General features: G+C 62.1%; 19 protein-coding genes. 2 read left to right on the top strand and 17 right to left on the bottom strand.

The window, feature by feature from the left end; all coding sequences use genetic code 11:
* Positions 1 to 224: 224 nt before the first annotated feature.
* The 5 genes from CH296_RS27575 to CH296_RS27555 all read right to left on the bottom strand — a co-directional run bounded on the left by CH296_RS27575 (position 225) and on the right by CH296_RS27555 (position 6,553).
* On the bottom strand, positions 225 to 1,343 hold the full coding sequence (locus tag CH296_RS27575) for a hypothetical protein (RefSeq protein ID WP_237669161.1): 1,119 nt from the start codon (positions 1,341 to 1,343) through the stop codon (positions 225 to 227).
* Positions 1,340 to 2,506 carry a site-specific integrase gene (locus CH296_RS27570; protein WP_256980603.1) on the bottom strand — a complete coding sequence of 389 codons (1,167 nt, stop codon included), beginning with the start codon at positions 2,504 to 2,506 and terminating at the stop codon, positions 1,340 to 1,342. The genes CH296_RS27575 and CH296_RS27570 overlap by 4 nt, the downstream gene beginning before the upstream one ends.
* 204 nt (positions 2,507 to 2,710) lie before the next feature.
* Positions 2,711 to 3,943 (bottom strand): TniQ family protein, encoded by a 1,233-nt coding sequence (locus CH296_RS27565; RefSeq protein ID WP_256980602.1) that lies wholly within the window; start codon positions 3,941 to 3,943, stop codon positions 2,711 to 2,713.
* Positions 3,940 to 4,878 (bottom strand): TniB family NTP-binding protein, encoded by a 939-nt coding sequence (locus CH296_RS27560; RefSeq protein ID WP_094686185.1) that lies wholly within the window; start codon positions 4,876 to 4,878, stop codon positions 3,940 to 3,942. Before CH296_RS27560 ends, CH296_RS27565 begins: the two co-directional genes overlap by 4 nt.
* A 4-nt stretch (positions 4,879 to 4,882) precedes the next feature.
* Positions 4,883 to 6,553: a Mu transposase C-terminal domain-containing protein gene (locus tag CH296_RS27555; protein ID WP_094686184.1), complete on the bottom strand. Its 1,671-nt coding sequence runs from the start codon at positions 6,551 to 6,553 to the stop codon at positions 4,883 to 4,885.
* A gap of 306 nt (positions 6,554 to 6,859) precedes the next feature.
* Between CH296_RS27555 and CH296_RS27550 the strand changes: the two genes are divergently transcribed.
* Positions 6,860 to 7,312 (top strand): hypothetical protein, encoded by a 453-nt coding sequence (locus CH296_RS27550; RefSeq protein WP_143546455.1) that lies wholly within the window; start codon positions 6,860 to 6,862, stop codon positions 7,310 to 7,312.
* A gap of 28 nt (positions 7,313 to 7,340) precedes the next feature.
* Here the strand turns inward: CH296_RS27550 and CH296_RS27545 are convergent, their stop codons facing one another.
* The 7 genes from CH296_RS27545 to CH296_RS27515 form a co-directional block, all read right to left on the bottom strand.
* Positions 7,341 to 8,270 (bottom strand): DUF2637 domain-containing protein, encoded by a 930-nt coding sequence (locus CH296_RS27545; protein WP_094686183.1) that lies wholly within the window; start codon positions 8,268 to 8,270, stop codon positions 7,341 to 7,343.
* A 170-nt stretch (positions 8,271 to 8,440) separates the two neighbouring features.
* The gene (locus CH296_RS27540; protein WP_094661813.1) at positions 8,441 to 8,650 is read right to left on the bottom strand and encodes a hypothetical protein; all 210 of its coding nucleotides are present in this window, start codon (positions 8,648 to 8,650) and stop codon (positions 8,441 to 8,443) included.
* Positions 8,651 to 8,844: 194 nt separating this feature from the next.
* Complete coding sequence (locus tag CH296_RS27535) at positions 8,845 to 9,639, bottom strand: ParA family protein (RefSeq protein WP_052058282.1); 795 nt, start codon at positions 9,637 to 9,639, stop codon at positions 8,845 to 8,847.
* 547 nt (positions 9,640 to 10,186) lie between these two features.
* A complete protein-coding gene (locus tag CH296_RS27530) occupies positions 10,187 to 11,227 on the bottom strand; it encodes an acyl-CoA dehydrogenase family protein (protein ID WP_094686182.1) in 1,041 nt (346 codons plus the stop codon).
* Positions 11,228 to 11,375: 148 nt separating this feature from the next.
* A complete protein-coding gene (locus CH296_RS27525) occupies positions 11,376 to 13,274 on the bottom strand; it encodes a hypothetical protein (RefSeq protein WP_094686181.1) in 1,899 nt (632 codons plus the stop codon).
* A 274-nt stretch (positions 13,275 to 13,548) separates the two neighbouring features.
* The gene (locus CH296_RS27520; RefSeq protein ID WP_094661819.1) at positions 13,549 to 13,749 is read right to left on the bottom strand and encodes a hypothetical protein; all 201 of its coding nucleotides are present in this window, start codon (positions 13,747 to 13,749) and stop codon (positions 13,549 to 13,551) included.
* Between the two features lie 133 nt (positions 13,750 to 13,882).
* Positions 13,883 to 14,899 (bottom strand): DUF3068 domain-containing protein, encoded by a 1,017-nt coding sequence (locus tag CH296_RS27515; protein ID WP_094686180.1) that lies wholly within the window; start codon positions 14,897 to 14,899, stop codon positions 13,883 to 13,885.
* A gap of 333 nt (positions 14,900 to 15,232) precedes the next feature.
* Between CH296_RS27515 and CH296_RS29740 the strand changes: the two genes are divergently transcribed.
* On the top strand, positions 15,233 to 15,571 hold the full coding sequence (locus CH296_RS29740) for an isoprenylcysteine carboxylmethyltransferase family protein (protein ID WP_256980601.1): 339 nt from the start codon (positions 15,233 to 15,235) through the stop codon (positions 15,569 to 15,571).
* Here the strand turns inward: CH296_RS29740 and CH296_RS27505 are convergent.
* From CH296_RS27505 to CH296_RS27485, 5 genes are all read right to left on the bottom strand, one after another.
* The gene (locus tag CH296_RS27505) at positions 15,561 to 16,409 is read right to left on the bottom strand and encodes a hypothetical protein (protein WP_143546454.1); all 849 of its coding nucleotides are present in this window, start codon (positions 16,407 to 16,409) and stop codon (positions 15,561 to 15,563) included. The two genes, CH296_RS29740 and CH296_RS27505, sit on opposite strands and share 11 nt — an antisense overlap.
* A gap of 92 nt (positions 16,410 to 16,501) precedes the next feature.
* Positions 16,502 to 17,113, bottom strand: coding sequence for a hypothetical protein (locus CH296_RS27500; RefSeq protein ID WP_094686177.1), 612 nt, complete (start codon positions 17,111 to 17,113; stop codon positions 16,502 to 16,504).
* Positions 17,113 to 17,460 (bottom strand): hypothetical protein, encoded by a 348-nt coding sequence (locus CH296_RS27495; protein ID WP_143546453.1) that lies wholly within the window; start codon positions 17,458 to 17,460, stop codon positions 17,113 to 17,115. Before CH296_RS27495 ends, CH296_RS27500 begins: the two co-directional genes overlap by 1 nt.
* A 203-nt stretch (positions 17,461 to 17,663) precedes the next feature.
* Positions 17,664 to 18,341 (bottom strand): helix-turn-helix domain-containing protein, encoded by a 678-nt coding sequence (locus CH296_RS27490; protein ID WP_094686175.1) that lies wholly within the window; start codon positions 18,339 to 18,341, stop codon positions 17,664 to 17,666.
* A gap of 259 nt (positions 18,342 to 18,600) precedes the next feature.
* Positions 18,601 to 19,077, bottom strand: a complete 477-nt coding sequence (locus CH296_RS27485; protein WP_080734334.1) for a helix-turn-helix domain-containing protein — start codon at positions 19,075 to 19,077, stop codon at positions 18,601 to 18,603.
* Positions 19,078 to 20,130: the final 1,053 nt, after the last annotated feature.

The raw sequence follows: 20,130 nt of genomic DNA, 5'->3' as shown, positions 1-20,130 counted from the left end.
CAATCCATTGGTGTTCTCGCTGGCGCGCCCCGCAGCCACGGGAGTGCGGGTCGCAGAAGTAGGCCTGCACTCCCGTGCCAACGGTGAACTTGCCGTGTCCGGCCACCTTACAACTTTGATCCCGCGCATCGAACGACGCACCGCTGCAGTCAGTTCCAATATCTTGCGCGTCATCGTCCTCCGACACCGTCGACGCCGTAGATCGAGGAAAAGGTGCAGCAACGTCACCAACCTGAACGATCGCCGACCTCGAGCAGCTCCGCGGTGCGTTGCAGCAGATGCTCGATCCGGTCCTCGAGATCGTCGGTGATGCCGGGCACATCGGCCAAAGCGAAATGCGCGCGACGCCGGGCGTCGAGACCGATGCGATAGTAATCCGAATTCAGTACTGCTGAAACGGGTTCCGATACTGGGACAGTCACCTTCGAGTCCATCTCGCCGCGCCCCCGCGGGTGCGGAAGTGCACACCGTAGAACGTGTCGGGGCGGCTCCCCGGAGCGGTGGGCATCGATCACCGTCCCGACCGCAGCTGGCGTCATCGGATCGGCCGGTAACGGCATGTGGCCCCACCGGTCGATCGGTACAGCGACCGGACCCACACTCCGCGGCCACCCAGACATATCGGGAAAAGCGTTCGCCTGCAGATGCTCTGCGAGCAATGTAGTCGAGGGGTATCGATCCGAAAATCGCAGTACGGTGCGCCACCGTTCCCAGATCTCGGCCGGGCGAAACTGTGTCGACTGATTTGCTGCAATCCGGATACCGTGCCGGCCACCGATGCGCACGTCGGGGCCCGCGCTGGTGACGTCCGACCGATCGAGCGCCGATATTGCTCGGTGCGAGAGCCCGGCTCCCGACAACACAAGCAGAACCGCGTCCCTACGACCGAACAACGCCTGCATCGATCCCGCCGAGGGTAGCGCCGAGGCCAGTCCCCAGTAGTGTTCGGCGCGGCGTGCCGTTCGTGCGGACCGCCCGGAATCGAGCGCCATTCGCAGTGCTGTCGTACGCCCGGGCGGAGTATGTCCAGAATCGAGATGTCGGCGGTTGATCGCGGCGACCCTGCGGAGCTGCACAGCGTCACTCGCGGGGTTCGCAGCCAGAAAGTTCACCAGTGTGATCGGCGAGGCAGGCAGTGGCTCGACCTCGGTTGCAATGCACCAGTCCTCGAACAGCGCCCACTCGTAGCGGTAACCGCTCGGCGAAGCAGCTATGGGTCGGGTCGCTCCGGCACCGACTCCGCCCTTCTGCACCGACGAAGCACCGGAGTCATCGCGTCGAGCGCCTTCGCCGCGTTCCGCGCGGCCGCTGTGACTCGGATCGACGCCGAATGGACTGGTCACAGCCCGAGGTCGTTCACGGCGTTACCGATCAACGGCGCGTTCTCGCGGGCGTAGATTTCGACCATCCCCGGCGTGCTGTGTCCGGTCTGACGCATGATCGCGTGCGCGTCGGACCCATTACGGAACGCTTGGGTGACGAAGCCGGACCGCAACGAGTGCCCGCCCAACTGAGTAACGAGATCCGCGGCGTATCCAGCCTGACCGGCCCTGCGGCGAATCGCGGCGTGCACCGCAGCACCGGACAGTGCCGTCTCGGACAGGTTGCCGTTCTTCCGGATCGCCCGAAACAACGGCATCCGATGTGCCGCAACTGGAACCGGTCCGCGGCAGACGTGCTGATCGAACGGCACGGAACGGGCAAGTGTACGGATCACGGCGACCCGGCCTCCGCTGTCGAACGCAGCGACCACCTGGATCCATCGGATCCACGCGCAGACTGGGCATGAATCGTGATTGGCGGTGTACGGCAACGCTTTCACTGCCCCGGTACCGTCCTGGTCGGTCTTGGATTGTCGCAGGTGCACGTGCGCACCGTCGAGCCGGTCGCGGCGCACGTCCCGACATTCGAGCCCCACGAGCTCGCTGCGCCGAAACGCCCCGGCGTACCCCATCAGCAGCAACGCGGTGTCGCGGCGTTCGAGTACTTCGCTGGCCCACCCGGCTACACCGGCGCGAGCGAGAGCGACGATCGTGGTAATATCGGACGTCAGCAGCGGGGCACGGGGATTGCGTGGCCGATCCCCCGCCGCGGCATAGTCGCGACGAATACCGGCTAGCGTGGCGCGCACCATCTCGTGACCGCAGGGGTTGTCGTGGCCGACCTGGCGATGCCGGTCGGCGATCGCCGCAATCCACTTGCCGAACGTCGCGGCCGCGTACGCCCGCGTCCCGTCGACGGTGAGCGTGTCCGCCGCAGCGACGAGGTAGGCCGCCACTGTCGCGGGATGCGCCGGCAACGCGTGGTGCCCGGCGACGGTGCACCAGGTCTCGAAGCGTCGCCACGCCGAGGAGTAAGCCCTACGGGTACCGGTCGAGCGCGATGCCGCCACCGACCGCTCGATCCGAGCAGCAACCTCAGGCGACAGGTCTGGAAACACCGCCGCGGCACCCGGCAAAACGACCGGAACAATGTTCGAGCCGTCTACGAGCTGGCGTTTCATCATGGGCAGGACTGTATCGGGCACCTCCGACACGGTTCTCGGACTGGAAACACGCTCACCAGGTGTTTCGTTCGAGACGGTGCGGGAAGGAAAATTCTCGTCGGTCACCGCACAAATAACGTTGGTGACTATGACCCCGGCGCGAAAACGGGCTCCTCTGCTATCGCCGCGTGTGCGTCGCGGACGACCCCGCTCCATCGGCGATAGTTATGTCGGCGGATGTTGCAGCGGGATCCCGTGGTCGAGGAACAGTTGCACCGTCTCATCCAGCTCCGCTGCAGTGCGGCACCCCATGCGCAGGAAGTTGTACAACGAACTGGCGGATGCGGGATCGACACGCGCCGCCGCGATGGCGGCCTCGGCCGCAGCGTGCGCGTCAGCCCACAGATCGCGCTCGGGTGCGGGATAAGACGAGCGCGTCGGAGCTGTCCCGGGATCGACCGGCTCATAGGGTCGTGGGCTCAGCAGAGATGCGTGCGCACCGCCGGCGTCGATCTCACCGTTCTCGACCAACGCAATACCGATCGCTGCGGCATCGAGGACTTTCGCCTGCTCGTCCCAGTGCAGGTCCTCGAACGGAACCCACGCGGTCCGGAGCGGGCGAGAACGACCGGCGGCCTTCCAGATCGCAACGAGCCTCGTCGCCCACCGTCCGGTGCGAACCAGTGGCGAGGACACTTCGTCGACGACGGTGCGCAGAAGCCGGAACCAAACTGCGGCATGTACCCGGCCTGGGCCGAGTTCCACCCATCCCGTCGTCAGAGCCTCGGTGCTGCGCCGATCGAGGTCGGTGACCGCTGAGGGAACCGGAACGGGCGAGACCCGTTCGTCCGAACCGAACCGGACCTGATCCCAGAAGATTGCATGACCAGGGAAAGCAGAGCAGGGTTCGAGTCGACAACGGTGGTCGAGGCAGCTGCTCAGCACCGGATATTGATGCAGCAGAGTCATGTTGATATCAGCAGTGGATTCGAGGCTGTCGATACATGCCGGGCATGCCCGACTGTGCGGAGTGCTCGCCCACGGCAACCATGCTTCGCTCGTGGGTGTGCGGCGTCGTCGATCCTCCCTCGCGAGGTCGGCCGGTAGCAGGATCGAGAATTGGTGGACGTAGGTGTCGAAGTCGCAGTCGGCGGGGTCGGTGCTGTCGAGCAGCCACGGTGTCCACCCCGCCAACGTCATCATCCGCACCCTCTCTACCGGGACTGCGCCGCGACCGGCCAGCTCGGCAAGTATCGGCTCCGGTGTGTAGCGGTCGAGATCCTCGACAGAACAATCGATTTCGAGGTCTGCAAGCAGGTCAGAGGGCTTGATGTGCGGATACAGCTCGCATATCCGGGCCAACCATGACGAGAGGACCTCACCTGGCAGTGGCTGCGGATGCAGCGGCCACGGGCGAACGTACGCATCACCGGGCATCGGTGCGAGCCGCACGTTCACGCGAGGTGGCGTTCGAACTGGCGGCGTCGCTCCGTGGGGCCGAGGTACGGAGTGCGCGTGAGCACCGATGAGGTCATCGCTTCCTCTCCGTTGTCGACGGCGGTCACTGCTGCGGCAGTGAGCAGCGTTGTCAGTTCACCGATGGTGCCCTCGGAGCGAGTAAGGAGGTAGTCGGTCATCTCCGGTGATGTCAGGTGCGAGGGTTTGCGGAGGGGGAAGCTCGTGCTGAAGCTGGCCAGCAGTGATCTGGTGTCGGCAGTGTTGGTCCAGACCGGCAAAGTCATGGGATGGAATCGGTTCTCCAACTGGGGATCGGTCCGGATGGCGAGGTAGGCGTCGCGGGTTCCGACAGCGACAAGAGGAATGCGTAGTTCGTTGCCCAGGAACCGCAGCACGTTCAAGAATTCGCGGCGGACGTTGTCGCGGCCAGCGAGAACATTGTGGAGCTCGTCGATGATCAACATCCGTACGCCGGTGGCGCGGAGCAGCATCAACGCTTGCTGTTCGAGTTCGTGGACCCGATTGCGTGGTCGGGTCGGTGTTCCCAACGCTGTGAGCAGTGCGAGGTAGAACCGGCCGGGTGACGGGTCCGGGGGCATCTGCACGCACAACACCGGTATCTGCTCGCGGTCGGACAAGCTGATCGGCGGATGAGTACGCCGGAACTTTTCGATGATCATCGACTTGCCGTTGTTCGTCGGACCGAGCAACAGTAAGTTCGGCATACGCTGTCGGTCCGGCCACGACAACAACGTCTCCAGACGGTCGATGACCATACGGGCCTGCGGATACCCGATCCACCTCTCCGACCGGATCAACCGGATCCGGTCCGCGGCATCGAGTGCGGTGAGCGGTCGAACCGACTCCCGCAGGTGCCCCAAACCCTCGCTGGACGACTCGGTGGTTTCGTCGCTGCTTCCTGTCGATGCGGTCATCGCCTCACCATTCCTCGATGTCGCTGAAGACCGGTGTTGCGGTGCCGGCGTCCGCTCGAGGCTCCACCGGCGGGTGGATCGCCGGGATCGGTGCAGACGCGGCGCCGGTGAGGTGTGTGCGGCGGGCGCGGTTGCGCCGGGCTTTGCGGGTGGCTTTCTGCGAGCGGTCGGTGACCTCGCGCATCTGCTCGATCATCGAAAACAGTGCGCTCTCATCAACGTTCGACCGACCTTGTTCGCGGAGACGGGCGATAGCAGCTCTGTGCTCCCACAGTGTCACTGCGGGATGTGACATCGTCCGGTACGGCACCTCGACATAGCCGGCACCGTCTGGTTCGAGGACCCAGATTCTGCTCAAATCTCGTGGGTCACGTCGTATCACGAACCGCCCCAAATCCTCTCGCCGCGCAACCCACGGTTTGAGCGCGTTCGAGAAGTAGTGCACGTGATCGAGAACGAAGCCCGTGCGCGTCAGACGTCGCCGGATGACGGGAAGAAAGTCCACCAGGAACGCGGTTTCGCCGAGCACCACACGAGGGGCATGACCAACTGCGGCGACCCCGCCGGCCCACACGGCGGCCGGAGTGTTCCCGATCCCTTTGTGAACACTCGCGTGATACGAGGCTATGGCCAGGACCAGCCAGCGCTCCAACTCACGCAATGTCAACGCCGCATGCTTGTCCGAGTCGTAACTTCCTCGGTCCGCTGGGTTCGAGAAGGTGGTCCCAGGCAGCTCGTGCACCGCCGTCATCGCCGTTCCGATGATGCGTTCGACGATCCCGCCGTAGTGCGGTCGGCCCGGAGGACGGTTTTCAAGTGTGATGGCGTGCTGGGCGCATCCGCGGCGCAGCGCTTCGCTTTTGAACTCGGAGGCGTTGTCGAGATACAACTGTTTCGGTTTCCCTGCCATCGGCCACTGCACCTGTTCCGCGAGCTCGCATGCCTCCAGCCATGTCTGCTTCTCGCAGCACACGCGGCCCAGGCACAACCCGACCGATATCGACGACGGCGGCTCCAAAGTGACGACGAACCCGAGTACGGAACGGCTGAGGACATCGATGGCGATCGTCAGGTAGGGGCGACCGATCGGTTGACGCTCGTACTCGTCGACGACCATCAGATCGACGACGGTGTGGTCGATCTGGACCTGATCGAGAATCCCCGCAACCGTCGGTGGATCGTCGCCGGCGGACTGACGTGGGCGGGCGGCATCGGGTCCTCCGCGTGACCTGGCCACCGATGCCGGATGGAGCGCGGCGATTCGTGCGGTGACGGTGTTTCTGGCCGGCACTGGCAGACCCGCGCGGTGACAAGTCAACGCGATACGTCGATGCAGCGCAGCGACACTCAGCTTCTGGCGGTGAAGAAAATATCGGGTGAGATGATCGCCGATCACTTCTTCGACCTCAGCCGCTACTCGGCTGCGGCCACGCCCACCCGGCGAGACCTTCGTCAGAAGATCGGTGACCGTACCTGTCCCGTCCCTGAGTTTGCCAAGCAACGCATAGACCCGACGACGCGACAACCCCAGTCGTTCGGCCGCATCATCGACCGCTGCCAAACGCACCGGATGCATCTCCAGCAAGGGAGCCAAGACAGCGAATCGGGTCTCTGCCTGCGCCCACCGCTCCCCCGACGCCGTCAGCACACCGGTCTCCACGACGTCGAGCTCCATCACAAGCCTCCCTGTCACCGAGAGCTGAACGCGCGACCGTGCACCGCACTTCCGACATCAGAATGTCAGAAGACACTTGCACTCATCCTCAAAACGCCTGCAAAGAGTGCAGCCGTCTTTTGAAACTGACACAACCGACGCTAGAGGCTCGTTCGCGATCGTCCGGTATGACGATGGTCAAAACGCACACCCGAACCCGCAGGAATCGGCTCAGGCGGATAACCGACGAGATCACAGCAATTTGACCACAGCTTCACACCTATTCGAACGACGGCGTGATCGGCCTGATTGTGGTTCGATCCGGGCATGGGAATGGCCGATGACATCCGTAAGAAGCAGGCCGCCGAGCAGGTAGCCAAAGATAGCGCAACGCATTCTGCCGCAGCGGAGTTCGACCGTTTCGTGGCTCAGATAGACGGGCTGTTACCGGAGTGCGTGGAGGCGTTGCGAGAGTTGAAAGTCAAGACCGCCATCTCCATCACATTGTTCAGCAATGGGTGGACATTTCAGATACCCACCGGCTCACCGGATAACCCTTGGGGAAGCCGTCAGGAGTTCGCGGTCAACACCAAAGGCAAGTGGGTGTTCTGGAGGACTGGGACGGGCAGAGGAGAGGCAAACATACCTTTGAAGAGCGATGATGTGCGCGCAGAGTGGGTCAAGGCAGCAGCCGGGCAGCACCCGAGGTTCGTCCGGTCCGTTCACGAGATGCGCGCGGATCTACAGAAGCAGGTGGAACACCAAGCCCGACCTCGGTAGCCGTTGTCTATTGCGTTCTCGGGTTGGGTCATCGTGCTGCCTCCGCGTATCCCCCGACGCGCACTTCGTGAGCCTCGTCGACGTCCGTTGTGAACTCGACTGTTTCGGGTTCGTCCGGCGAGTCCCCGCGGGGGTCCAGTGCACGGTTGGGCACCTTCGATGCCGCGACCTCCATCAGGAGCTGAACGAGCTTGTCGTAGCGACGTGTGACTGTGGAGGTCGTGACCTCAAGCATCCGAGAGACAGCTGAGAAGTTGCCCTGCACCTCGGGATGCTTGTGATACAGGTAGACCGTTTCCCAGACGTCGTCGTTGAGTGCCCCGTGCGCGTCGAGTAGATCACTGAGCTGCTGCGCGCTGTTGTCGCTTTTTGGCGCGCTCTGCACCTCCCCCGGGCTGTCTGGACTCGGCACGCTCTCGATCACGTTCTGCGACAAAGGCGTTGCTGCGGCGCGACTGGCGCGTGGAGCTCGGAGGATGACAGCGAGGACTTCGGTCATGGCGAGCAGGAAGACCGGGGCGATGGTCGCGATGCCCGCGGCGACGAAAGCCGGCATTACGGTCGAGGTCAACGTTGCGTGGTAAGCGTTTCCGGCTATGGATGCGCCGGCTGCGACAGCAAGAACGCAGAGGACGAATCGCCGTCCTCGTACCGTCCGCGGGTCCGTGTGGTGTGACAGTGCAATCGCGGTGACGGTGGTGGCCACAATTGCGCCGTCGAGGACTACGGGTATCACCCAGGCTCGGCCAGGCTCGGTGCCGGCCATTGTGGCGAGATCCCGGAGCGCTCCGAAGGACAGCCAGAAGGACGCTGCGGCGATACCGACCGTCAGCACAATGGCAGTGGCCAGTGCGCCGATCAGCACTCGAGGGTGGATGAATACCGTGCCGGCGTGGTCGACGCTGGTGTGGTCGACGTGGTCTTCGACCGGTTCGATAGAGGCACTAGCGTTGTTCATTGATCGCAGGTCCAATCTGTGATCGACCGGCCCCGGTGGTGTGAGCGCACTATCGGGGCCTTTCGGGGTGTCGGCGTGGGCTTTGATACGAACGCAACGCCTAAGACGCTGCGGGGATGTGGGCGGTGCGGAACGACTCGCCCATACCCCCTATAGCGCCCATAGGGGCGCTATAGGGAAGGTGCGGCCGGGGGCAACTTGTATCGCTGGCCGTTGTTGTACTGCCGTTCCAGCTGTTCACACAACCGCTCGACTGCAGTCCTGATGAAGACCTGCTGATGCTTGACACCGGTGTATGCCTGCGTGTGGGCGATGGTGGCCTCCATCCGTTCTTTCTGAGACGAGGGCATCGAGAGCAGAATGTCCTTCGTTCCTTCCATCCGCTTGGATCTCTCCTTCGCGCCAACCTCAACTTCTGGCGTGCTCGCCGGCTGAGACGGCGGCCGAGACGGTGACGCTACCGGCGGAGTTGCGGCCTCAGCTTCGCGTTGCGCCGGTGCCGCCGCCTGCGCGAACGTGTTGCGCCGAGGCGCGCGCGCGGCGGGTAGCTGCGGTGCCGGAATCTCTTTACTCACTATGCCTTCCCTCCTGTTGCGTTGAGAATCTTTACGAAGTTTTCGTGAAGGTTGCGGATCCGTCCCGTGGGCCGGGGGTGTTCATCGAGGCCCATTCCCACGTTGGTGAGTTTGCTGATGTCGGTCAGCATCGGTATCGGCTCCCCCACGATTCGGATATCAGCCTCTTGCACGTACTCCTTGAGGTACTCCAGCGTCTTCGCATGATCGGCACGGCGACCGTCGATCTTGTTGACGACTACGCCTGCAATAGGCAGTACCTTGCCCATGTACTGCTCAAGGTCCTCGATCGACTGGCGAATAGCGTCGAACCCGTCGATTGCGTCCGATTCGGGGTTCACGACGATCAGAACGTTATCGGCGGCGAACAGCGCTCCACGGGACACAAGGTCGATCGCGGGACGGCAGTCGATGAGGATGTGCTCGTACTTGTTTGCAACCGTTTTCAGCGCCCTGTCGACGGCCATCTCGCCGCCGGTCTTCCCCACCAGCGTGTCCATGACTGCTTGAAGGTCACTGAACCCGCTCGGCAGAACATCTATGCCTGGACGCCGCGCCTGAATGATGGCTTGCTCGGTCGAACAGTCGACATCTCGGTCGAGCACATCCGCGAGACTCGCTTCAGGCGGATCTTCGACAGTGTGACTGGTGAGATGCTTGGTCGAATTCCCCTGAGAGTCAGCGTCAACGACCAAGCAGGTTTGCTGCACGCTGGCCGCTGCGTGGGCTAGGCCGTTCACGATGGTGGTCTTGCCGACGCCACCCTTCAGGTTCGCGATCGCAGTAATTGTCATAGCGGTGTTTCTTCTCCCTCTCGTTCGTTGATGCGACCACCCCCCTCCCCCGTGTCAGAGGGAGAGCCGAGGAACAAAGCAGATGGGGCACTTACGGGGACATATGGACCGAAGTTGAACTAGTAGTGCTTAGCGAATAGTACGTAAGCGCAGCGTATATACGCTTTCACTATTAAAGAACAGCAAAGCAAATAGTACCAAATATTGAGTAACGTTAGCTTACAGTACCTAGCGTATCTAGGCTAGGTACGGTAAGTAAATATAATGTTATATAATTGCCCATATGGGCACATGGAGGCTATTGCGTCCAAGCGCAAGGGCCCGCAACAGCTTGCAACTCCGGCGTTCACCACCGCTCACCAGGGAAGCGGCGCGACATTCCGGTCGCCCATATAGGCGGCCATAGCCCCTAGGGGAGGTCGAAACATCTTCCACAGACGGGGGCACAACTGCCCCAACCGGGGGACTGGGGCAGCCACCGTTGCGCGTCCCAGATCCAGTTGATCAGTTGAGGCAACAGTCAGCACGCGGGTTTGCGGCCTCCGTCTTACGCAACCGAGAGGTCGTACCGATGTGCCGCCTCACGTAGCAAGTGCGCCTTCATCTCCGGCGTCGTTGTACATACAAGACTGAAAGCAGCTTCACGGAGAAGCCGTTCAGGTGTCGCGCCTCGCAATATCGCTCCACTTCCAGCCTCGCTCGCCAAATGGTTCGCAACGTCCACACTGAATCGGCTTGCGGCAGCGCGCACTACGAAGATGTCAATCTGCCGCTCGGTGATCGCGCGAGTGAGCGTGGCTCTGATCTCGTTATGTCTCGCATCGAGGATGTCGTTGGACCGGCCCATTGCGGCCAACTCCAAGAGGGATGCCTTCGCCGTTCCGAGAGCGAGGGAGCCGTTCAAGCGGGTCACAGCCCGATCCATGTCACTCAGTTCCGAACCGTCCTTCTTTGACGCCGATGACACACTCATGACCATGTCGTCGGGTACATGAAGCCTGTCGAAGGTGAGTCTGACCGTATGTGAGGCGTGCGCGGCCGTCAGTTCTAGGCGATCGCTTACCAAGCCTGAGACGTCCTCGGCGTGGGCAAGGAACGTAACTTGCTGTCCCGCTGCCTCGTCGTACGCGGTCACACCGATGACCTCGGTGAGACCGTTCCATCCCGTTACGAAGGGCGAGGTCCCTGTAATCGAGTAGCCGGCAGCTACTCGAACTGCTTTGACCAGCGGCTTCCGTGGGCTGGCATAACCACTGCCGGAAACACCTGCGCGCATGTCGCCCGTCTGCAGCGCCGTCAGATACTTAGCTTTCAGGCCCTCGTTGCTCGACGTGGCCAGGCGTAGCAGCGTGCCGTGGTGTTGCGCCCATACGAATGCTGTGGCGAGGCAGCCGCTGACCAGCACTTCGCCTGTGTCCGCAAGTGTCCGGATCGGATCCTGCGACTTGAACGCAAGTCCGTAGAAACCTCTGCTGCGCAGCGCGTCGAAATGCGAGGCCGGTATCACCCCCGAGCAGTCGACATCATTCGCGTCCGGGGCCAACAGCTCGGCGCGTAATTCTTCCGCCGCTCCAACCCAGTCGGTCATAACCCGCCTCTCTATAGGTTTGCTCAAGCATCGCCGCACCACGCTAGCGTCGGACCGTCCTCGGATGCGGATAGCCGATGGGTGGTACGGAGCACAGCTGACAGATAAGTGGGGCCGGCGACCGACCTCAAGACCCGTTTCCGAAGCGCTACGACGTATCCACAATGACCGCCCCTAGAAGGTCACCGAGTATCTCGACTGCCTCTAACACCGGATCTCTTGGCGGTGGACCAGCCTTCATGAGTGCTGCCCAAAGAGCCTCCGAATCTGCGTCGCCAGGCAGGGGAGCGGCCTCGGCAGGCGGGAAAATCGTCTGGTCGCGCGTAGCGGAGTCACGGGATGGAGCGGAGAACCGGTTCTCAAGCCACACCTGCCACAAGAGCCGTTCGGCTCGGTGCCGAACAATGCGGTCGGCTACGACCATTTCCACACCGTGAGCGGCCGCTACGTCGTCCAGCGTGCGGCGTCCTAGGGTCAAGGTTGCATTGTTTCGCTCGATGAGCCCAGCCGTTGTTAGGTCCGCGAGGATCGCGTATCCGTTGGACGGCCGGAGCTTTGCAGCGGCAAAGATGTCCTCGACGTCGGTGGCCAGGCCGGCCTTGAGCAGCTCGTACACCGCACGACCACGTAGACCAAGCACGCTCCATGCCGGATGCACGGGCTCGACCCGCGCTCGCTCGATATGCGCTGCTCCTGGATTCTGGATCGTGGCTGGAGTGGTCAGGGCGTAGCGGTCTGCCTCTCGACCTGCCCCGCGCGAAACCAGTAGCAGAGGAGAACCTGGGGTCTCTCTAAGCAGTCTCAGCCCACTCCACACAGTCGATTCCGACATCAGCCCCGCTGCATGCGACAGGCTTCGACCACCAACGGCGACCACTGGGACTCCCTCCACCAATTCCCCCGCCAACGCAGATGTGTATGCGAGGGCCTGCACCACTGCTAGTAGGACTGGGCGTTGGCGAGTACCGAGAAATTCTGAGTCAATCCACATCTTTGCGTGAGCCAGCCATTGCTGACGAACACGATCTTTCAGGAAGGAACCATCCCCCCCTGTGTATTTTTTCTTGTGCGTGAGTTGGTGGAATGGACGGACAATCGTTGCGGCCCAGGTCAGAGCCTTCTCCACATCCCGTTGCAAGGCTGCGGCTGAATGAGACCCGTACTTGTCGATGTAGGCCTGACGCAGCCCGGCCCACTCTGTGGTGGCGATTGACTTCTCGATGTCCGCAGTGCTGGCACCGCGCAGAACGGCGTGGCTGATGACGGACTGGCGTGCTTCTGACGGGGATGTCCAGAGGGCTTTGTGAGCCTTGGTGAACTTGCCTGTGGCCGCGTACATCTCGACGGCTTGGGGGACAGGTGTGGTGCGGTGGAAGCGTGGGTCCAGGCGTCGATCGCGTCCGATGCCGACGAGGCGTTCGTCCTGGGTGAGGGAGGCTGCGACTGCGGCCACAGGGGTTCGGTGTCGGGGAGTGGTTGCGCCACCCAGCAGGGCGATCAGGCGCGCGATGACACCGCGGTCGGAGCGGACGGTGAAGGCGTCTATTGCGTCGTCGAGGGTGCCGTCGAGCAGTCGGTAGCCGCCCTCGCGGCAGGGTGAGCCGGGGGGAGTGATGCATCCCCAGTCTGCGTTGAGCATCGGTGTGGCGTCCAGGGTGATCAACCGGGCACCGAGGAGCTCCATCACCATTTTGATGTCGTCGACGCGCAGAGGGATGTCGGTGGCCATAGGGACCAGAATGTGGCGGCCACCGCTCGTCGAGCGGTCGGTGATTGTGCGCGCGCCGCATTCGTGGAGCCATCCCAAGGCACGTTCGACATCGGCGTCGACCTGTGCCGGCGTGTGGTGTTTGGCGTCGAAGTCCAGCGCTAGCAGGGTCGTACGGCCGCGCGCATAGATCGGCACTGCGGCCGGCACGGCCGGCAGGCGCTTCGTCAGACTGCGCGAGGTATCGAACTTGCCAGTAACGGCACTCCACACACGCATGGACCGACGCGCGGCCACCAACGGCGACAGACGTCCCCAAGTGTTGTCGGGTGCCGACATCGTCGACCCGACACGAGCTATAGATCTTGAATCTTCATCAGGGCGCGATGTACCCTGAGACCTGTCCAGCAAGACAGTGTCCCTTCTGGGGAATGCAACACCGAGAACCGAGTTCCTAGCTCGCTTCTCACCAAACTCGAATGCCCCTCGTTTCTTGCCCAACAAGAGCCGGGGGGTTTTTCGTGTCTCGGGTCTGGCGTGTGTCGCTGTATTTTCCTCCAGCTAGCCCTACGGAACGCCCTTCCGTATTCGAGCTGAGAGGCCTTGCGTCACGTCATGCGGAGAGCGGCAACACCTCCTGGTTCAGCTCTCGAACGAGATCGGGTCGGTCGGCCACCAGGCACAACATGTCGGAAAGGTACTGACTGACCGAACTGCATCCGGCCTCTCGCGCCATGCGCTCGATTGTCGGAATGATCTCCTCGGGCGCGCGAGCTCTCAGAGCCTTGCGCTTGCCCTTGCTGTTTTGAGGCACTGGTGGTCTCCTCCGGTCTCGACGAGGGACCGTCATCCCCGCGTCCACCAATCCTGTCTCGAGTGTCGTGGCATCTTCCGCAGACACGCCGAAACTGGGCCAGGCTTCTGTCGCATTGACTGTCTGGCAGCCATCAGCGGTGGGCATCAGCCAGGGCCTGGGGCTTCTCCAATACCAGCTCTGAAGTGCGTGAATGGCGACGAATCACTACCGCCCCCAAAACGAGGCATACAACGCCAAGACCACCGGCCGTCAGCGGGCCGTAGATCTCGGCCCAATCGATGAGTCGTTTGGACTCGACTGCACGCTGTACCTGCTCGTCGACAGTGGCGGCGTCGAGCTCCGGCGACATTTCCACGATGGTGACCGCCGAGGGGTCGTCAGCGGTGCGGCCGTAGTACTGGTGAACCGCTTGTTTCCCGAAGACGATTGCACCTGTCGTGGGCTCGACGAGCAGCTCACGGCGTGCTTTGTAGAACCGGTGCATCAGAATTTCTTCGTCCCCGTCGATACCCCAGTACGACGCAGGGAGGCTGAGCTTGCCGCCGGTGTCTAGTGGCGCGATGTCCTGAACGAACCGGTAGACGTCCAGGCCGTTGATGGTGGTCTGGCCGTCGAACTGGATCTCCTGGCTGCGGCGCGCGGTCGTATCGAAGTACGGATAGGACCTCTTTTGGACGTCGAACGGAAACTTGAGCGAAAGCCCGTCGTGTGTGACTTCGTCGGCGGGTTGATCGTTGTACTTCTGGATCGACCCGATCGGATCGTCCATCGGCATCGCAGTTCTGCGGTCGGCGGTGAATCTGTCGACGGTTGCGTTGACCGTCCCTCTTTCACCAGGTCTGTCGTCTCGTTGCAACAGAACAGCGGATTGCATGGTGATCTTGGTGCTGTCGGACGGTTCTTCGACAGTGACCTGCTGCAAGACCCGGATGGGAACGTCGCGATCGACTTTCGAGACGCCCTGAATGAGCGCTTCGGTGTCGAGCAAGGTCGCGGTGCCTGTTGCGACCGTCGCGGAGTCGACGTCGAGAGGCGTCTTCACCAGCTGTGGAGCCATGTACAGGGACATTGTTGCCGAGGATGCGGCGAGAAACGCACCGACCCCCACCAGTGCCAGGCCTTTGATCGGTCGTGTCGCCGTCGTCATGCGTTGGTCCTTGAAGTTGGTCGGTACCCTGCTCGTCTCGGAGCGGCTACAGAGTCTGAGAAGCTGTGTCGCATGATCGTCAAGAGGCTGCCCTTGTTCGTGACCAGTCGACCGGCCGCTGCGGTTTTGGCTACCGCTTTCGCGGGATTTGCGTTGTCGGAGTACAGGATGGCCAAGCGGAGGCCGCGCGCGGGCTCTGTGAATCGGGACAACGGGTCCGGTAGAGCAGTTGGCCGTGGCCTTGCACTGGCGTATGGCGGAGGCCTCGTGCTGAGCGTGGCCTCGCCGGCAACCGTCATTGATCGGCACCCGAGAACGATTTTCGTTGCGGGATTGACCACCGCTGCACTCGGGCAGGCCCTCCGGCTGGCTTCGGCGCGAAAGCTCGGGGAGTCCTTCACGTTCAAGGTCCACACGCATCCAGAGCAACTGGTAGTGCAGACGGGCCCGTACCGGTTGATTCGGCACCCCTCGTACACAGGGGCATTGATCTGCGCGCTGGGCTTCTCCATCGCGTACGGGAACTGGCTTGCCCCCGTCATGGTGTCGTTTCTGGCGGGCGGATATGTCCACCGGATCCCGTCGGAAGAGTCCGCGATGCTCGAGGGCATAGGAGAGGGGTACGCCGAATACATGACGCGCTCTAAGCGCTTGATCCCGTTCATCTTCTAGTCGCCCCCGCGGAAGTTGCCTTACCGTCTTCGCCGTCGACCATCTCGACCATCAGTCGGGTAGACGCGACGGAATTTCTGCTGGCACGCCAGGCAGCCCGCTTGGAGCTCGGGATCAGAGTGTCCGCAAGGATGGCGTTGCTTCGAGTCGCCAAGGCCTGCCACTCATCCATGTACGCAACGATGCGTCGGTACCGCTGGACGCGAGGAAGCAGTGTCGTCCAGATATACACCCACGCAACGTATCCGGCGACGAGCAGCGGCGACATGATGAGAAAGAGCGATATCTGAACGGTGTGGTCGGTGTACCAGTTCTCTATGCCGCGGGCGAACGCCACCAGGTACACGATCTTGTGAACTGCGTACAGCAGGATCATCCCGCACGCCACCGCAGCAGCGGTGAGAACGCGCGCCAATTCTCCGGTCTTCACGATCAAAGCCATGCGGACCAACAGGTAGAACGGCACAACCACGCACAACGACAGGCTTCCGAGAAAGATGACCCAGTAGACCAACATCCAGCCTTCGGCTGCAAAGGTCTGACTGAGGTAGTAAGTCGGTCTCGACGGCGCGGGGGAGAGCAGAAATGAGATGACCAGACCGCCGACCAACGCCGTGGTGACGGCGTAGCGATAGCGACGCGGAAAACTACGTTGGGTCGAGTGCGCCACCATCCCGACCCATTGTGTTGCGGCGCAAATCGCCAAGGCCTGAGCTATCAGAACAGACATGTTCCACAGGCCCGTTACGTCGTGTAAGACAGGGTCGAGCTTGTCGTCTGCCAGCGCATGAATTCTGAACATCTGCGCAACACTGAGAGTGAGCAGTAGCACCGTCATGGGGCGAGTTTGCGGCCTCCGCCTGTACAACGGTAGGCGTTGAAGACCGAACACCAACAACACTATTGGCAGTATCGCCTCGAAGAACGTGCTCACATCTGCCACCCAAAAATTGTGGCCACCCGGCGCAGGGTCTCCTTGTCTTTCGAGTCGATACTCTCCGGGTAGAACGGCTTGCGTAGGGAATCGGCGCGGGCCAGCATGAGGGTGCCGAGCCATTCGGCCTCTGCTTCGATGGGCTGAAGGAAATCCGGGACTCGCGTGAAGCACACCTTCGCCCGTTGTTCCTCGGCAAGCGCGCTGATCATTGTCCTCGGAATGGCAGGAGCCATCCTCATGAACGATTCGACCAGAATGTCCTCGGTGACAACAACATCGGCATCGTGACCGAGAAGTATGTGTGCGACTTCGTGGAGGATGCATTGTTCACGAAAGAGCGGATCTACGTCCGCACGGACGTAGATGACATCGACCGGGGCAGTTCGTACCCAAAAGCCCGAGACCTCGCCGCTTTCGCTCAGATCATCAGGTAGATCGAGGATCAAAATGACGCGGCCGATCTTGAACCCAACCTCGGCAACGAATTGGTCGATCGACCAGGGTCTCGTGAACTGCAGTTGCAGTGTGTCGAGGAAGGATCTGGCACGTAGCTCGGGGTCGTCGATAGTTCTCGCTGCAGCGGCAGCGTCTCGGACCGAGCTCATTATGTCGATTCGCCAGCCTCGGCCGGTTCGTGCCGATTCTGCTTCTCGAAACGTCCGTGCGTGTCCCGGACCAGCTCGCTCAGACGCTCAGCGATCGCCGGAGTCAGCTGCGGTACGCGAGTTCGTAGAGCAAATACCGTGGCCTGGGAGTTCCGAACATTGTCGAAGTAATCGAGCTGCGCGTTGTAGTCCATCTGCTCGGCAGTGGTGCCGACCAGGTAGGTAACCGGCGACTCGAAGAATGTGGCCACTGCCTCGAGGACGTCTCGTTCGGCGGCGTCGACCGCCTGGCTGCGGAGCACTTTCACTTCTTCGGCAGTGACGTGGCGACCGACGTTCTTGCTCACATGCGCCGCGACCTGCGGGTCCAGATCATCGGGTGTCCCCAGATGTCGGAAGCCCCCGAATAGCCTGCTGATTCGATCGTGTAGCGGTAGCTGGCTGTCCATTGTGGTCTGTTCCTTCCGAACGTTCTCTCCCCGCGGAGTACTACGAGAGGCTTGGTCCCGAGCAAGCACCCTTGCCCATTTCCTGCGCAACTTCAACTGCTTCACTCGCGCTCCGCCCATCGCTCCTGGAACCTGGCGTCCAGCTCGTCGTCGATGTCGTCGTGCCGCCCAGCCAGCCAGCGACGGTAGAGCTGTTCTTCGCGCTCGACCGGGTCGTAGTCGACGGCGGGTTTATCGAGGAGGGGGCCGAATGCCATCTCCGCCATCGGAGGGAGGGTTCTCCCAGGGCCCCCACTTCGTTCCAAGACCGCGGTGGCATACCGTCCGGCTACGCGGGAAACAAAGGCGTTGAATCCCCCGACGACCTGGTCGAAGTCCTCCAGTGGGGGATCCGCGCCATGACAGCTCTCGTGCGCGGCATTGAGCTGCCGGTGCAGCCCGAACAGATTGTTGATTTCGTCCAGAGGAAGCACAATCGCATCCGGCTCGGCGGCGGCACTGCTCGATCTGGAGTTTCTGTTCGACAGGCTCTCCAGGGGGACAGGATCGCCACCGGCGAGAACAGCAGCTGCGCTCCCTTTGCTCCACCGCAGGCCCTGGTCGAGCCTCCTGAGCACGGCCGGACTGGGCGCCCGACCGAGAGTGTCGTTTTCGATGTTGCCAAGTGTGGTGTCCGACGGTCCACCAGCATCACGGACCTCGAACCTGGTCAACGCAAGCCTTGCCCGCCGCGCCGCCACCACCTTGCCGAAACGGGCCAGGTCGTCTGTTTCCTGCATTGCTGCATCCTATGTCCGATTAGCAAAAAAATCGCAATTTCCGGATCAATGTACCGGACTGGCATAGGAGCAGCTCAGAACTACATGGATGTCGTTACACACATGGCTGATTTGCAAAACTTTTGCTTCTAAGTTGCTCTGTTTTCAATCGCCGGTACATACTGCACTCATGCCGTCGCTCGCCGCGCTACACCTACCGTCGCTGCGGTCCACGACGTCGACCCAACGACGATGCCCATTCAGGAACTGGCGACCCTTGTCACGCCTGAACGCCAGCCGGCCGGTCTCGCGCACGCTCGTAACTGCGAACGAGCTCGTCGACCCCAATCTCAAGCGCCGTCGCCAGACGGCGAGCATTCTCATCGGTCAGCTTCACCTCGCCGCGCTCGATGCGAGCAATCATCGACGTACTGATGCCCACCTGCTGGCCCAGCTGCGGCTGCGTAAGCCCGAGAAGGACGCGCCAATCTCCGGGGAACCGTTGATCCCGGGGGACGTCGACAAGCTCACTGATGGGCAAGCCCAGGGTCTTCGCAACGAGGGCCAAGGTATCGACCTGAGGACTCCGGGTGCCGGCTTCCCATTGCTGGACGGTGGCACCTCCGAGCCCGGACTTTCGCGCGAGATCCGCGCGGCTCATGCCTCTACTTTCACGCAGCGACGTCAGCCGTGCCGGGTCGAACCCCCGCAAGACGCGTCGACTCACTGTCGCATTCCGTTCATTGCTAGACACCATGCCGCACCTCCACTAAGGTCTAATCTGTGCATGACCTTAAACGATGCAAATGTCGTGATAGGTCGAACCGTTTTATTGACCTGGAGGACAGGCAGTTGCTCTCCACAGTCCCGAACGTGGAGGTGGCGATGCCCCTGATCGAAGGAGGGGCAGAAGCAAAGTAAGAGAAACCCCGGGTGCGCAAGTGATTGGCGTCCGAACGCCCCGGGGTCCCGTATCTGCGAATGACAACTGCGCCTGAACGCACCGCACCCACAGGCCTACCAGCCTAGGTGCACAGCGCAGTCCACACGACTGGAGCACCTATGACATCGCTGCTGAAACCTCAACCGTTACGGTTTCGACCCGCTTCCACGCCCCGTCACGGCCACACGGATTCGACTCCGTGCGCCTCCCTCACCACGGTCGTCGGCATCGGCCTCGTTTCGTGCTCACTCGATGCCGGGCACGAGAACGATCGGCCTCACCAAGAGATGGACGACTCGACAGGCCAGGTCCTCACCGAGTGGCTGTCACCGTCGAGCTACTCCCAGCCGGCCAACAGCCCCGACCTCCAGCACGTCGCCTAAAGAGGCCAACGCTTGAAATCGACACCTGCCCAACAGATGTCGGTCTCAGGACGTGAAAGCTCGCCCTAACGCCCAGGGCAGGCCAATCACGTTCACAGCGAGTGGCGGGGAACCCGAACTGGACCTCACGTGCAGATCGGACTCCCCGCCACCGTTGAAAAGTCGTGAGACGGGAGCCCGGCGATTGCCTGACTTGAGGGTTGTCGCCTCCGTCTCATCAGATGGACCGGCGCGAGGGCCGCATGGTGACGCTTCGACCTCATCGTGTGCCGACCTACGCGGCCCCGCCGGGACATCGACAGAACCCCGCAACTCCCTCTCAGAGAAAGGATTTAGACAGGTGCCGTTCTTCCTTCAGTGGATTCTCTTCGTGAACTCCCTCTCGTCTTTGTTCACATAAGCCAAGTGCACTTGGTGGGTGCGGGTGATCGGACCCGCAAACCTTCGGCATCACCCGCACTCCCAATCGCACGTCGGCGGAGCT

Origin of the sequence: Rhodococcus sp. 14-2496-1d (assembly GCF_002259365.1) — a bacterium.
GTDB lineage: Bacteria > Actinomycetota > Actinomycetes > Mycobacteriales > Mycobacteriaceae > Rhodococcoides.
This window is presented reverse-complemented; position numbering and strand designations above follow the sequence as displayed.

What these genes read in the sequence shown, in the direction of transcription:
- CH296_RS27535 (WP_052058282.1), bottom strand. Translation starts at nt 9,639, where the DNA reads ATGACAATTACTGCGATCGCGAACCTGAAGGGTGGCGTCGGCAAGACC.
- CH296_RS27555 (WP_094686184.1), bottom strand. Translation starts at nt 6,553, where the DNA reads ATGGAGCTCGACGTCGTGGAGACCGGTGTGCTGACGGCGTCGGGGGAG.
- CH296_RS27560 (WP_094686185.1), bottom strand. Translation starts at nt 4,878, where the DNA reads ATGACCGCATCGACAGGAAGCAGCGACGAAACCACCGAGTCGTCCAGC.
- CH296_RS27515 (WP_094686180.1), bottom strand. Translation starts at nt 14,899, where the DNA reads ATGACGACGGCGACACGACCGATCAAAGGCCTGGCACTGGTGGGGGTC.
- CH296_RS27570 (WP_256980603.1), bottom strand. Translation starts at nt 2,506, where the DNA reads ATGATGAAACGCCAGCTCGTAGACGGCTCGAACATTGTTCCGGTCGTT.
- CH296_RS27545 (WP_094686183.1), bottom strand. Translation starts at nt 8,270, where the DNA reads ATGAACAACGCTAGTGCCTCTATCGAACCGGTCGAAGACCACGTCGAC.
- CH296_RS27485 (WP_080734334.1), bottom strand. Translation starts at nt 19,077, where the DNA reads ATGGTGTCTAGCAATGAACGGAATGCGACAGTGAGTCGACGCGTCTTG.
- CH296_RS27525 (WP_094686181.1), bottom strand. Translation starts at nt 13,274, where the DNA reads ATGTCGGCACCCGACAACACTTGGGGACGTCTGTCGCCGTTGGTGGCC.
- CH296_RS27500 (WP_094686177.1), bottom strand. Translation starts at nt 17,113, where the DNA reads ATGAGCTCGGTCCGAGACGCTGCCGCTGCAGCGAGAACTATCGACGAC.
- CH296_RS27490 (WP_094686175.1), bottom strand. Translation starts at nt 18,341, where the DNA reads ATGCAGGAAACAGACGACCTGGCCCGTTTCGGCAAGGTGGTGGCGGCG.
- CH296_RS27550 (WP_143546455.1), top strand. Translation starts at nt 6,860, where the DNA reads ATGGGAATGGCCGATGACATCCGTAAGAAGCAGGCCGCCGAGCAGGTA.
- CH296_RS27505 (WP_143546454.1), bottom strand. Translation starts at nt 16,409, where the DNA reads ATGACGGTGCTACTGCTCACTCTCAGTGTTGCGCAGATGTTCAGAATT.
- CH296_RS27540 (WP_094661813.1), bottom strand. Translation starts at nt 8,650, where the DNA reads ATGGAAGGAACGAAGGACATTCTGCTCTCGATGCCCTCGTCTCAGAAA.
- CH296_RS27530 (WP_094686182.1), bottom strand. Translation starts at nt 11,227, where the DNA reads ATGACCGACTGGGTTGGAGCGGCGGAAGAATTACGCGCCGAGCTGTTG.